The sequence below is a fragment of the Ewingella americana ATCC 33852 genome (genome assembly GCF_000735345.1).
Lineage (GTDB): Bacteria > Pseudomonadota > Gammaproteobacteria > Enterobacterales > Enterobacteriaceae > Ewingella > Ewingella americana.
This window is the reverse complement of record NZ_JMPJ01000064.1, coordinates 104,375-117,230: the sequence shown is the minus strand read 5'-3', so window position 1 is coordinate 117,230 and position 12,856 is coordinate 104,375. Positions and strand designations below refer to the sequence as shown.

The 12,856-nt window shown below is 57.0% G+C and carries 9 protein-coding genes; 4 read left to right on the top strand and 5 right to left on the bottom strand.

Going from position 1 to position 12,856, the window contains the following annotated elements; genetic code table 11:
- Positions 1–82 precede the first annotated feature (82 nt).
- Positions 83–1,207 carry an AraC-like transcriptional regulator QhpR gene (gene qhpR / locus GEAM_RS13865; protein ID WP_084674125.1) on the top strand — a complete coding sequence of 375 codons (1,125 nt, stop codon included), beginning with the start codon at positions 83–85 and terminating at the stop codon, positions 1,205–1,207.
- Here the strand turns inward: qhpR and GEAM_RS13860 are convergent.
- The 5 genes from GEAM_RS13860 to sbcD form a co-directional block, all read right to left on the bottom strand.
- A complete protein-coding gene (locus tag GEAM_RS13860) occupies positions 1,185–2,006 on the bottom strand; it encodes an ABC transporter ATP-binding protein (RefSeq protein ID WP_034792474.1) in 822 nt (273 codons plus the stop codon). The two genes, qhpR and GEAM_RS13860, sit on opposite strands and share 23 nt — an antisense overlap.
- On the bottom strand, positions 2,003–2,767 hold the full coding sequence (locus GEAM_RS13855; protein WP_034792472.1) for an ABC transporter permease: 765 nt from the start codon (positions 2,765–2,767) through the stop codon (positions 2,003–2,005). The genes GEAM_RS13860 and GEAM_RS13855 overlap by 4 nt, the downstream gene beginning before the upstream one ends.
- Positions 2,768–2,782: 15 nt before the next feature.
- Positions 2,783–3,805, bottom strand: coding sequence for an ABC transporter substrate-binding protein (locus tag GEAM_RS13850; protein WP_034792470.1), 1,023 nt, complete (start codon positions 3,803–3,805; stop codon positions 2,783–2,785).
- A gap of 231 nt (positions 3,806–4,036) precedes the next feature.
- Positions 4,037–7,285, bottom strand: a complete 3,249-nt coding sequence (gene sbcC, locus GEAM_RS13845; RefSeq protein ID WP_034792468.1) for an exonuclease subunit SbcC — start codon at positions 7,283–7,285, stop codon at positions 4,037–4,039.
- The gene (gene sbcD / locus GEAM_RS13840; RefSeq protein WP_034792466.1) at positions 7,282–8,520 is read right to left on the bottom strand and encodes an exonuclease subunit SbcD; all 1,239 of its coding nucleotides are present in this window, start codon (positions 8,518–8,520) and stop codon (positions 7,282–7,284) included. The genes sbcC and sbcD overlap by 4 nt, the downstream gene beginning before the upstream one ends.
- A gap of 226 nt (positions 8,521–8,746) precedes the next feature.
- Here sbcD and phoB point away from each other — a divergent pair, with 226 nt between their 5' ends.
- From phoB to brnQ, 3 genes are all read left to right on the top strand, one after another.
- Positions 8,747–9,436, top strand: a complete 690-nt coding sequence (gene phoB, locus GEAM_RS13835) for a phosphate response regulator transcription factor PhoB (protein ID WP_034792463.1) — start codon at positions 8,747–8,749, stop codon at positions 9,434–9,436.
- Between the two features lie 115 nt (positions 9,437–9,551).
- Entirely contained in the window at positions 9,552–10,877 is a 1,326-nt protein-coding gene (gene phoR / locus GEAM_RS13830) for a phosphate regulon sensor histidine kinase PhoR (protein WP_034792456.1), read from the top strand.
- A 521-nt stretch (positions 10,878–11,398) separates the two neighbouring features.
- Positions 11,399–12,718, top strand: coding sequence for a branched-chain amino acid transport system II carrier protein (gene brnQ, locus GEAM_RS13825; protein WP_034792453.1), 1,320 nt, complete (start codon positions 11,399–11,401; stop codon positions 12,716–12,718).
- The last annotated feature ends 138 nt before the right edge of the window (positions 12,719–12,856 follow it).

The following is a 12,856-nucleotide window of genomic DNA, read 5'->3' as shown; positions in this document are numbered from 1 at the left end:
CTGACTGCATTTGTTCTTCCCGCCGGGCTGGTACGAAACTTGCAGAACTTCCTGACCTGTTTGCCTTATGGAGTGGAAGCGCATGCACACTGAACCTTTACTTCAACCACTAACCGGCTTCACGCCGGGTTTGAACGGTGCGCTCAGCGCGCTGGGGCAGCACGAGGCTGGCAATCGCGGCGTTCTGGCCGCGGCGGCATCGGGGCTTAGCGAATTTATTCTGTCGAAAGGGGCGGATGTCGATCGGGTTTTGGGGCTGTGCCGCATTAATCCTGAACTGCTGCAACAGCCGACGCTGAGTCTTGGCCTGCCGAACTACTGTCAGGTGCTGGAAGAGGCGGCGGTGCAGTCGGGCTGCGATAACTTCGGTTTGCACTACGGCAAGCAGTTCAAACCCCAGTCATTGGGGCTGATTGGCTACATTGGCCTCTGTTCTTCTACGGTGGAAGCCGCGATTCAAAACGTGGTCAATGCCTTCCCTTTTCATCAGCACAACACCCTGACCCGGCTGGTGGACAAAGGCGATCACTACCGTTTTGATTATCAGGTGCGCCACGGCAGCATTCTGTGTAAACGGCAGGACGCCGAGCTGACGCTGGGGATGATCCTCAATCTGTTGCGCCACGGGTTAGGCAAAAGCTGGGCGCCGCGCGAAGTGCATTTTGAGCATCCGCGCCCGCACCAGTGGCACGAACACTGCAAAATTTTCGACGCGCCGGTCTACTTCGACCAGCCTTACAACTCATTGCTGATCGCCAAACGCGATTTGCAGCGCGCCATGCCGGAGCGCGACCAAACCCTGCTGCTGGTGATGCAAGACGCCATTCGCCGACTGAACGCCGATGCGCCTTCGCAGCAGTCAATCGTCGACAGCGCCCGTTCGCGAGTGCGTCAGGCACTGCTGCGCGGCGAGCCGGTATTGGATGAAGTGGCAGACAAACTGGGCCTGTCGGCCAGCTCCTTACAGCGCCGCCTGCGCGAGCAGAACCTGAGCTTTACTCAGCTGGTGGACAAGGTGCGCTGCGAGCTGGCGACCCACTATTTACAGCAACAGCAGTTGCCGATTTCGGAAATGGCGCTGCTGCTCGGCTACTCCGAAGTCAGCGCCTTCTCACGAGCATTTCGCCGCTGGTTTGGCGTCAGCCCGCGCCAGTGGCGGCAGGCTGGGGCCAGTGAGGAATCAGCTACAGCGCCATCTCGCGTTTAAACACTTCCAGCGTATGGGCTTTGACGCGAATAAATTCGGCATGGCTCATGATCTCGGCATCGCGCGGGCGAGGCAGGTCGAAAGGCACGATTTCCGCGATGCGAGTGGGCCTGCGGGTCAGCAGCAGGATCTCATCGGCCAGAAATACCGCGTCCTCCAGGTCGTGAGACACAATCACCATCGTCACGCCGGTCGCCATCTGCACTTCCTGCAACTTGTCGCGGATAAACAGCGTCATTTCGAAATCCAGCGCTGAGAAAGGCTCGTCGAGGAACATCACCTCCGGGCGCGTCGCCAAAGCGCGCATGATGCAAACCGTCTGCTGCTGGCCGCCGGAAAGCTCATATGGGTAGCGTTTGAGGTCAAAACGAATATCAAACATCGCCACCAGTTCGGCCACTCGGGCCTCCACTTCGGCCCTGTTCATGCCGTGGCGCACCAGCGGGTAGGCGATATTGGCCCACGAACTCATCCACGGGAACAGCGCGTCGCGGTAGTTCTGGAACACATAGCCAATGGTGGTTTGCGCCAGCGTTTTGCCGTCGAACAGCACTTCCCCCTGATCCAGCGGGATCAGCCCAGCCACCATGTTCATCAGCGTCGACTTGCCACAGCCGTTGGGGCCGAAGATTGAGACAATTTTTCCGCGAGGCAGATCCAAATTAAAGTCGGTATACAGCGGCTGACCGGCAAAAGATTTCGACAAGCCGCGAATAGTCACGTGGGTATCGGGGCGAGAAGGGTACTGCGGCAGCTGCGGCCCCTTGTAGTCATCGCGAAGTGAGAGAGGTTGCGTCATGCTTTGCTACTCCAGTGAACGATACGTTTTTCCACCAGCAGGAAGGCCAGATTCAACAGATAGCCGATGGCGCCGGTGATCAAGATTGAGGCATACATGTCTTTGATATTGAACACTTGCTGGGCGTCAATGATGCGATGACCCAGGCCAGTCTCCGCGCCGATAAACATCTCGGCGACAATCACAATCACCAGCGCAATCGACACGCCGGTGCGCAGGCCGACAAAGGTTTGCGCCAGACTCTCCATCAGCATGATGTCTTTGAAAATGTGCCAGCGCGAAATCCCCATCACCTTGGCGGCCATCAGCCGAGTCTTCTTGGCATTCATCACCCCATAGGCGCTGTTGAACAGGATAACCAGCACCGCCGCGAAGGCCGCGATGGCGATTTTGTTGGCGTCGGTAATGCCAAAGATCAGCATAAACAGCGGGATAAGCGCCGAAGAGGGCGTGGAGCGGAAGAAGTCGATGAGGAATTCCAGACTGCGGTAGACCTTTTCACTGCTGCCTAAAATCACCCCCAGCGGCACGCCAATCACCGCCGCGAAGGCGAATGACATCAGGGTGCGATAGAGCGTCGCGCCGATGTCGGTGCGCATGCTGGCGTCGGAAAACGACTGGAACATATAGCTCAGCGTCTCCACCGGCGAGGGCAGCAGCACCGGATTGAGCCATTTCGCGCTGACAGCTAACTGCCAAAACAGAAACAGCAGAATCGGGCCGATGAGCGGCAATAATTTCGTAGACCAGCGTGAAGTCATGGCGTTTCTCCCTGTTTAACCTTGGTAAATCAGCGATGCCACGTCCACCGGCTTGCTGAAGATCTTGCGTTCAGTAAACACGTCATAGAATTTCTGGAACCACTTCAGGTTGTCGCCGTTGAGCTGTGGATACATGACGAAGCCCGGCAGCGGCACTTCGCTGACCAGCGCAGGCTCGATGCTGGTATACCCGGCGATGTTGGCGCGGGCCTTGTCAGGGTTGGCTTGGATGAACTCCACGGCTTGGGCATAGGCGGCGATAAACTTCTTCGCCGCGTCCGGGCTGCTTTTAATGAAGGCGGTATTCAGCGCCGCCGCGCCGCCAAACCATGGGGCGTCGGCATCGCCCAGCACATATTTCGAGATAACCCCGGTTTCCAGCGTGCGCGACAGGTGTTTCATGCGTCCGACGGTGCCGGTAGGTTCAAGGGTGTAAACGCCGTCAATTTGCCCCGCCGCCAGCGCGGGCGCGTGCTGGCCGACCGGCAGCTCAATCACCGATGGATTGCTGAAGCCGTTTTTCTCCAGAATAATTTTTGCCATGGTGACGTTCTGAATCCCCGGCCCGCAGGCGATTTTCTTGCCTTTCAGGTCAGCAATTGACGTGGCTTTGCTGTCGAGTGGCACTAAGAATTCGTCCAACACCAGCGTGCGATTCGACGGGTTTGAACAGATGATTTTGAACAAATCCGGCTGGGTTATCGCGCCAAGCCCCAGCGCGCCGGTGGCCGTGCCGTTGGCGCAGCCGTGAATGCGGCCGGTGAGCATGCCTTCGATAATCTGCTGGGCGCTGGCGAACTTCACCCCTTTGACATTCAGCCCGGCCTGTTTGAAAAAGCCCTGTTCCAGCGCGACATAAAACGGCAGGCCGCCAACAATCGGCCAGTAGCCGATGCGGATTTCATCGTCATCGGCAGCAAAGGCGCTGGCGGGCACCATGCCGCCGAGGGTCATGGCACCGCCGGTGATCGCCAGCCATTTCATCAGTTGGCGGCGGCGTGGATTGACGAGGGATGACTCAGGTTTGCTGTTTTTCATCGGCTGGCCTCTTGCGGGTTAAGGAGGGGTTGCAGCTTGTACCGCAACTTGTATACATAACCCTAAGCACAGGCCGTGCCATGTTGGTGAAAAGCAGAAAAGTCAGCGTTTTCAGCAGACTAAAAATGCGGGAGTGCACTGCGCTGGTGCGCAAGAAGAGAAAAGCTGAGTTATAGATGTGCAAATGGCTAGCGGTTGGCTAGCCATTTTGAGGTGAAGAACGGGCTGGAATCAGACTTTAAACTGGCTGCTTAGACGGCTGACGCCCAGACCATTGACCTTGGTGACTTTGATTTGCACCGGAATGCGGTCTTTCATGGCCTCTACGTGGCTGATCACGCCGATGGTTTTACCCGAGGCGTTTAGGCTGTCGAGGGCATCCAGCGCGGTGTCCAGCGTGTCGGCGTCGAGGGTGCCGAAGCCTTCATCAAGGAACAGTGAGTCAATGCGGGTCTTGTCACTCACCAGATCGGAGAGCGCCAGCGCCAGTGCCAGACTGACCAAGAAGCTCTCGCCGCCTGAGAGGGTGCGGGTGTCACGCACCGCGTCGGCCTGCCAAGTATCTACCACTTGCAACTCCAGCGCGTCGCTGGTTTTGCGCTGCAACAGGTAGCGGCCGTGCAGCTTTTCCAACTGCTTGTTCGCCAGATACACCAGATGATCCAATGTCAGACCTTGGGCGAATTTGCGGAATTTCGCGCCGTCGCTGGAGCCAATCAGCGAGTTCAAATAGCCCCAGTCGTCGCACAGCTGCTGCGACTGAGCAATTTGCGCGATCAGGTTTTGCTGCCCCTCACGGCGCGTGACGTCGGTGGTCAGCTGGTTGCGGATCTCCCCCTGACGCTGCTGCAAGGCTTTCAACTGCTGGGCCAATTGCTCGAGGTGTTCGGCCAGCGGCGCGGTGTCGCTGTCGGTTTCGCTCAGGGTTTCTGGCCGCTGTTGGCGTTGCTGCTCGAGAGTGAGATTGGCCTGTTCCAGCAGGGCGCGATGCTCGGCCAGTTTCTGCTGAAGCTGCTCTTTGCGCTGCTGCAACTGCTGGCGCAGGGCGTCGTCGAGCAGGGCGAGGCTGACCGCCTGCTCGTCGGCGAAATCACTGGCGCTCAGTGCCTGCTGCCACGCGCTTTCGGCCTGCTGCAACCGCTCGGTCAACTGCTGCTGAGAGGCGGTTGCGCTGGCGACCTGCCCGGCTAGCCTGTCGCGCAGTTCCTGCGATTTTTGCAACTGCTCGCTAGCGGCCTGCAAGGCATTTTCACTGGCTTGCAGCTGGGCGCGCAGTTGTTCGCGTACCTGAGAAATCTGCTGTTCGCCGAACAGCGCAACCCGCTGCTGGCGGAGCTTTTGCAAGCTTTCGCCATCTTGAGCGACCTGCTGCTGAAGCTTTTCCAACTGCTGCTGTTGCTGAGTATGGTTGCTCTGCATCAGCGTGAAGCGTTCAGTTAATAACGCGGCCTGCTGCTGGGCTTTAAGCTGCTCATTCTGCGCCGCCGTCAGGGCATCTTTCGCCTGCTGTAGCGCTCGTGCCTGCTGCTCATGCTGGCTGCTAAGTTGCTGACACTGCTGCTCTTCTTGGTCGCGTTCTACCAGCCATTGTTCCAGCTGCGCCGCGTCTTGTAATTCAAAGCTGAGATTGAGCGGGGCAGTCAGCTGCTGCCAGTTTTCGAGATAGGCTTTTTGCTGGTTTTGGTCCCGCACCAGCTGGTTTTGCAGCCGCGCCTGCTGCTCTTTCAGGCTCTCGGTTTTGGCCCGCAGCTCGGTGCCTTGCGTGTGCAGCGCCTCAGTTTTGGCGCGCATTTCCGCCACGCGTCGCTCGGTTTCAGACGGCTTAACTGACTGATATTGCTCAATGGCCGGGTGTTCGGTCGAGCCACACAGTGGGCAAGCTTCACCAGTTTGCAGACGCGAACGCTCGGCCTCCAGACTGACAATCAGCTTCTCCTGCTCGAGCAGTTTTTCGACGTCAGTCTGATGGGCTTTGTGCTGCTTAAACTCTTGGCGGATCTGCTCCAGCTGTTTCTCGGCCGCGGCCAATTCAGCCTGACGCTGGGTAAACTCTTGGCTCTGTTGCTCAACCCGCTGGCTGATTTGCGGATACTGCTGGGAGAGGGAAAACAGCTGTTGGCGCACCGGGCGCAGGCGAGTCAGCTCCGACTGGCGCTGTTGCAATGCCGCCAGCGGATGGCGTTGTTCCAGCTCGGCCAGCTGCTTTTGCTGGCTGCCCAATGCGGCGGCGAGAGTGGTCTGCTGGGCTTGATGCTGCTGACTCTGCTGCTCCAGCTTCAGGCGATCTGCGCTCAGTTGTTCTAAGGTTGCCGTCAGCTCTGTCGCTTGCTTTTGGGTGTCGGATAAAGCCTGTTGGCTGTCTGCCTGCGTTTTATCTAGCTGGGCAATCTGGTTGTCCAGCGGCTGCACCTGCTCGTCAATCAGCTTCTGCTGCTGCTCTTGGGTTTGAACCTGCTGCTGGCGAGCCGCGCGAGCCTGCTCAACGGCCTGCGCCAGAGGAGCCATCTGTTGAAGCTGATTGGCCTGCTGCTCGCCCAGTTCTTTGAGGTGCTGGCTGAGTGCCAGATTGTCTTGACGCAGACGGTTGCGGTCATTGAGCAGGGGGCGAAGTTTCTCCGCCGGTTCGCTCTGCGCCAGTTGCAGTAACTGCGGCGCGGCCTGCGCGGCTTCCTGCTCGCTGGCCTGAAGCAGTTGCTGATATTGCTGCTGCTTGAGCTGCGCCTGCTGCCACTGTTGCAGCCAGTTGAGGTCGCGCTGCTGCGCCTGAGACTGCTGGCTAACTTGTTGTTCTTGCTGGTTTACCTCGGCCAGTTGGCTTTCCAAAAGCTGGCGCTGCTCTTCGCTCAGCAGCTCAATGCCCGCCATGCGCTGGTGTAAACCTTCGAGCTGGTTTTTCGCCTGCTTGTGCTGCTCGAAAACCTGCTCGGACAATCGACCATAAATCTCGGTGCCGGTCAGCTCTTCCAGCAGCTCGGCGCGGTCATTGGCGTCGGCGTTGAGGAAGGCGGCAAACTGGCCCTGCGACAGCATCATCGACTTGGTGAAACGGCCAAAATCCAGCCCGGTGAGCTGGGCGATGGCGTCAAGCTTGTCGCGCACTTTGTCGGCCAGAATTTTGCCATCTTCCAGCAGCGCCAGTTCCACCTTCGGCGCTTGCAGGTTGCCGTCCGGTGAGTTTTTGGCCCGGCGCTGGCTCCAGAAGGCGCGGTAGCCGACACCCTTAACTTCAAACTCCACCTCGGCCAGTGATTCTGCGGTGTGGCGAGTCATTAGCTCGTTTTGGGTTGGCGACACGTTGAGACGCGGCGTCTGGTGGTAAAGCGCCAGACAGATGGCGTCGAGCAGGGTGGTTTTCCCCGCGCCGGTCGGGCCGGTAATGGCAAATAGCCCGTTGCTGGCAAAAGGCTCGGCGGTGAAATCGATTTTCCACTCGCCTTCCAGCGAATTCAGGTTTTTAAGCCGCAGGCTGAGAATTTTCATTGTGCGCGGTCCTCCGCTGACTCGCCGCTTTGTACTTGTTCTACGATTTGCGCGAACAGGGTGCGCATTCTGCTTTGGCGGCTTTCATCAACTTCGGTTTCCAAGGCCAGACGGCGTTCGAAAACCTCGCTGACGCTCAGCTCGCTCAAGGTCTCTTTTTCCTGCTGCGAAATACTGTTCAGCCGCTGCTCTTTGCTGCGGCGCAGCAGCACCACTTCCACCGGCAGGTCGGCGGTGAGGGCCTGAATGCGGCGTTGAATGTCGCTCAGGTAGTCCTGCGTGGCGACCTCGATATCCAGCCACACCGGCTTGTCGCGGGCGGCGTCGGTAAACTGTTTCAACTGCTGTTCGATTTCCGCCAAGGAGCCTTTGATCATCTGCATCGGCTGGAATTGCGGGATCTCCAGCGTGTCGATGCTGTTCAACTGGTCGCCGGTGAAATCCAATAAATAGACGCTTTTCACCTTGCTCAGCTCGTCAAAGCTCAGGGCAATCGGCGAGCCGCTGTAGCGAATATGCTCGGTTTTCGCCACGCACTGGGCGCGGTGAATGTGGCCAAGGGCGACATAATCCACCGGCGGGAAAGCCTGCGCCGGGAAGGCGTCGAGGGTGCCGATATAAATGTCGCGCACTGAGTCTGAAGTGCTGACGCCGACGGTGGTCAGGTGGCCGGTGGCAATAATGGGCAGAGGCAGGCCCAGTTTCTGGCGTTCGGCCTGCGCCGCCTGATACAGCGCGTCATAGTGCGCGGCGATGGCTTCTTGCAGCGCCAGCTGTTTATCACTACCTGACTGCCCGGCCTGACTGGCAATCAGGTCGCGCGGGCGCAGGAAGGGAATGGCGCACAGCACCGCGCCCGGCGTGCCATCGCGATGATTTAAGGTCAGAACCTGCTGGGATAAGTCTTCGCCCACGGTGGCAATCACGCGGGTATTCAGGCAGGAGAGCAGCTCACGGGATTCATTTAGCGTGGCGACCGAGTCATGGTTACCCGCCAGCACGATAAGCTGGCAGCCGGTACTTTGCAGCTCGACCACAAAACGGTTATACAGCTCGCGGGCATAGCTCGGCGGCGAGCCGGTATCAAAGATGTCACCTGCCACAATCACGGCGTCAACCTGATGGCACTCCACCTGTTCTATCAACCAGCGCAAAAACGCCTGATGCTCGGCGGCACGGCTTTTGGTGAAGAAATACTGGCCTAAGTGCCAGTCTGAAGTGTGGATCAGGCGCATGAAACTCCCGTTGTTGGTGTGATGCAACAGTTTGCCGCAAAGTATAAACGTCAGGCTGGGGGCTGTCCTCGCTAAATCAGGCGGATTTCAACGACATGACGCATTAATGAAGGCTTAGCTACACTTAGTTTGGCTGCTGAGCGATTTTCATAAAAATGTCACAAAACTGACGCATAATCCCCTCCGCAATCAAACAATGATCGCTAACCTTTTGGCAGGACCTACGATGGCTAGACGTATTTTAGTGGTTGAAGATGAAGCTCCGATCCGTGAAATGGTGTGCTTTGTACTGGAACAAAACGGCTATCAGGCAGTGGAAGCAGAAGATTTCGACTCGGCAGTTGCCCGGTTGATTGAGCCATTCCCAGAGCTTATTTTGCTCGACTGGATGTTACCGGGCGGTTCCGGAATTCAGTTTATCAAACATCTCAAACGCGAAGCGCTAACGCGTGAAATCCCGGTCATGATGCTCACCGCCCGTGGCGAAGAGGAAGACCGAGTTCGCGGCCTGGAAGTGGGCGCGGACGACTACATCACCAAGCCTTTCTCCCCGAAAGAGCTGGTGGCGCGTATTAAAGCCGTGATGCGTCGAATTTCCCCGATGGCGGTGGAAGAAGTGATCGACATGCAGGGGCTGAGCCTCGACCCATCCTCTCATCGCGTCATGGCGAACGAGCAGGCGCTGGACATGGGGCCGACAGAATTCAAATTGCTGCACTTCTTTATGACCCATTCCGAGCGCGTTTACAGCCGCGAGCAGTTGCTGAATAACGTTTGGGGCACTAACGTATATGTTGAAGATCGCACGGTAGACGTTCATATTCGTCGCTTGCGTAAAGCGTTAGAAACCAGCGGACATGACAGAATGATTCAAACGGTACGTGGAACGGGCTACCGGTTCTCTACGCGTTACTGAGTCATTTATACCCTTGATAATTCAGGTTGTCGGTGCGCAAGGCCGCGCTCGGTAACCGGATTAGATTGGGTATAGTATGTAGGGGCCTTTTGGCTCGCCGCAGCGGAGAATCTGTGTGTTAGAACGTCTGTCCTGGAAGCGTCTGGCGGGAGAACTGTTTCTGTTCTGCCTGCCAGCATTAATTATCGGTATTTTCTTCGGCCATTATGGATGGCTGCTGTTTGCGTCGCTTTTGGCGGCGCTGGGCTGGAACTATTACAACCAGCTTAAACTCTCTCACTGGCTGTGGCTCGATCGCAGCATCACCCCGCCGAATGGCCGCTGGAGCTGGGAACCGCTGTTTTATGGGTTGAACCAGATGCAAATGCGTAACCGTCGGCGTCGGCGTGAATTAGGTCAACTCATCAAACGTTTTCGCAGCGGAGCCGAGTCTCTGCCCGATGCCGTGGTGCTGGCGACCGAAGAAGGCAATATTTTCTGGTGTAACGGCTTGGCTCAGGAACTGCTGGGCTTCCGCTGGCCGGAAGATAACGGGCAGCATCTGTTCAACTTACTGCGTTATCCCGAGTTTCGCAGTTGGATTCAAAACCGCGAATTTAACCGCGCGCTGAATTTACAGCTCAACAATGAACACTACGTTGAGTTCCGCGTGATGCCTTATTCCGAAGGTCAGCTGCTGATGGTGGCGCGTGATGTCACCCAAATGCGTCAATTGGAAGGGGCGCGTCGCAACTTCTTTGCTAACGTCAGCCACGAGCTGCGCACGCCGCTAACCGTGTTGCAGGGCTATCTGGAAATGATGGAAGACGCCAAGCTGGAAGAGCCTTTCCGCAGTAAGGCGCTGGACACCATGCAGGAGCAAACGCGACGCATGGACGGGCTGGTGAAACAGCTGCTGACGCTGTCTCGCATCGAAGCGGCCACCAATATCGATCTCAATGAGAAGGTGGATATGCCGCTGATGATGAGCATGCTGGAGCGCGAGGTGCAGACCTTGAGCAGCGGCCGCCACGAGATTGTGTTCCGCATCAACGATAAGTTGCAGGTGTTTGGCAATGAAGATCAGCTGCGCAGCGCGGTATCGAATTTGGTGTATAACTCGGTGAACCACACGCCAGCCGGAACACGCATTGAAGTCAGCTGGCAGCAAACGCCGCTGGGAGCACAGTTTCAGGTCAGTGATAACGGGCCGGGCATTGAGCCGCAGCACTTGCCACGCCTGACGGAACGCTTCTATCGCGTCGATAAGGCGCGTTCAAGGCAGACCGGCGGCAGCGGATTGGGGCTGGCGATTGTTAAGCACGCACTCAGCCACCACAACTCCAAGCTGGATATCATGAGCGAAGTGGGCGTCGGAACGCGGTTTATGTTTACCCTGCCACAGCGTCTGGTGGTGCCAGCCAACAAAGCCACGCCTAGCCGAGTGAAAGATTCTAAGTAACTGGCTTCGGCGCAAATGTTAAAAAATCAAAGCTGCTCATTGGGCAGCTTTTTTCTTTTCAACCAGCAGCTTAGCTCGCGCTAACACACGCCATTTTTACCCCGAATTAACACCTTATAAATGTGCGGGAAACGGCCGATTCTTGGAGGTTTCGCGCACTTTTATCAGCAATAGTCTGTATCTTGTGCTTAATTTGATTGATAATCATACATATCATGTTTTGCATATCTCTAGTGGCTTAGTGATATGCACTGCTTTTTGGTAAAAGTCTGGTCTAAGGCTCTGCTTTTTGGATCTCGGCTTGCCTTTTTACGACATAAACGTTTACCTTAGCGCCCGCTGTCGCTGAACTATTCCTGAATTACAACATTTTCATCTGCATATCATCAGGCGTTTTAGGCTTCTTTCTCTCCTCGAAATGGCATTGTCAGGCGGTTATCTCGCTCATTGACGTTATAACGAAAGAACAGGCGTCAGCATCGGTCACTTTATTCATTTGAACAGGCAACACGACACCAATCATGAGTACTCGTTTATCAAGCAAAGATATTTTGGCGTTGGGCTTTATGACCTTCGCCTTATTCGTCGGTGCCGGGAATATCATCTTCCCGCCGATGGTCGGTTTACAGGCCGGTCCCGCAGTCTGGTGGGCGGCGGCAGGGTTTATGATAACCGCCGTGGGCCTACCGGTCATGACCGTGATTGCACTGGCTCGTGTTGGTGGTGGTGTTGACGCGCTGAGCTCGCCGATTGGCCGCGCCGCGGGCATCTTGCTGGCGACGGTTTGCTATCTGGCCGTTGGGCCGCTGTTCGCCACGCCGCGTACTGCAACCGTCTCCTTTGAAGTCGGGATCGCGCCATTAACTGGCGACGGCCCGCTGCCGCTGTTCATCTATAGCGTCGTCTACTTCGCGCTGGTGATTGGCATCTCCCTCTATCCGGGCCGCCTGCTGGACACCGTGGGCCACTTCCTCGCGCCGCTGAAAATGGTCGCGCTGGGCGTGTTAGGTCTGGCCGCCGTGCTGTGGCCAGCCGGGCAGAGCATGCCTGCTGCCGAAGCCTATCAGCACGTGCCTTTCTCCAGCGGTTTCGTCAATGGTTACCTGACGATGGATACGCTGGGCGCGATGGTGTTTGGTATTGTCATTGTTAACGCGGCGCGCTCTCGCGGCGTGTCTGACGCTAAGTTGCTGACTCGCTACACTATTTTGGCGGGCCTGATTGCCGGTGTCGGCCTGATGCTGGTCTACCTCAGCCTGTTCAAGCTGGGCGAAAACAGCGCCTCTCTGGTGCCTGACGCCACTAACGGCGCGGTTATCCTGCACGCTTATGTCGAACACACCTTCGGCGGCGTGGGTAGCTTCTTCCTCGGCGCGTTGATTTTCATCGCCTGTATGGTGACGGCGGTAGGCCTGACCTGTGCCTGCGCGGAATTCTTCGCCCAGTATCTGCCTCTCTCTTATCGCTCACTGGTGTTCATCCTCGGCCTGTTCTCAATGCTGGTGTCGAACTTGGGTCTGAGCCATTTGATTCAGATTTCTATCCCGGTGCTGACCGCGATTTACCCGCCTTGTATTGTGCTGGTGGTGTTGAGCTTCACCCTGCGCTGGTGGAATAGCACCACGCGCATCGTGGCACCTGTGATGGTGGTTAGCCTGCTGTTCGGACTGGTCGATGGCATCAAAGCTTCGGCTCTGGCTGACATCATGCCAGCTTGGACCGCGAATCTGCCGCTGGCGGCGCAGGGTCTGGCATGGTTGCCACCTTCGCTGGTGATGCTGGTTCTGGCTGGGATTTACGACAAAATTAGCGGACCGCGCAGCGTGACGGCTCACCAGTAAATGACATTGGTGGTTCACTGGCGTCACGTTTCAGTCATATAATTGCGTTTGAAGAATGTTTCGCCAATTAGGCCACGGAAAACCCTTCCGTGGCTTTTTCATTGGTTTGAGTCCCTCATCAGCCTTGATGAACAAAGG

Coding starts and splice junctions, on each gene's coding strand:
- qhpR (WP_084674125.1), top strand. CDS start 83: ATGCACACTGAACCTTTACTTCAACCACTAACCGGCTTCACGCCGGGT.
- GEAM_RS13860 (WP_034792474.1), bottom strand. CDS start 2,006: ATGACGCAACCTCTCTCACTTCGCGATGACTACAAGGGGCCGCAGCTG.
- GEAM_RS13855 (WP_034792472.1), bottom strand. CDS start 2,767: ATGACTTCACGCTGGTCTACGAAATTATTGCCGCTCATCGGCCCGATT.
- GEAM_RS13850 (WP_034792470.1), bottom strand. CDS start 3,805: ATGAAAAACAGCAAACCTGAGTCATCCCTCGTCAATCCACGCCGCCGC.
- sbcC (WP_034792468.1), bottom strand. CDS start 7,285: ATGAAAATTCTCAGCCTGCGGCTTAAAAACCTGAATTCGCTGGAAGGC.
- sbcD (WP_034792466.1), bottom strand. CDS start 8,520: ATGCGCCTGATCCACACTTCAGACTGGCACTTAGGCCAGTATTTCTTC.
- phoB (WP_034792463.1), top strand. CDS start 8,747: ATGGCTAGACGTATTTTAGTGGTTGAAGATGAAGCTCCGATCCGTGAA.
- brnQ (WP_034792453.1), top strand. CDS start 11,399: ATGAGTACTCGTTTATCAAGCAAAGATATTTTGGCGTTGGGCTTTATG.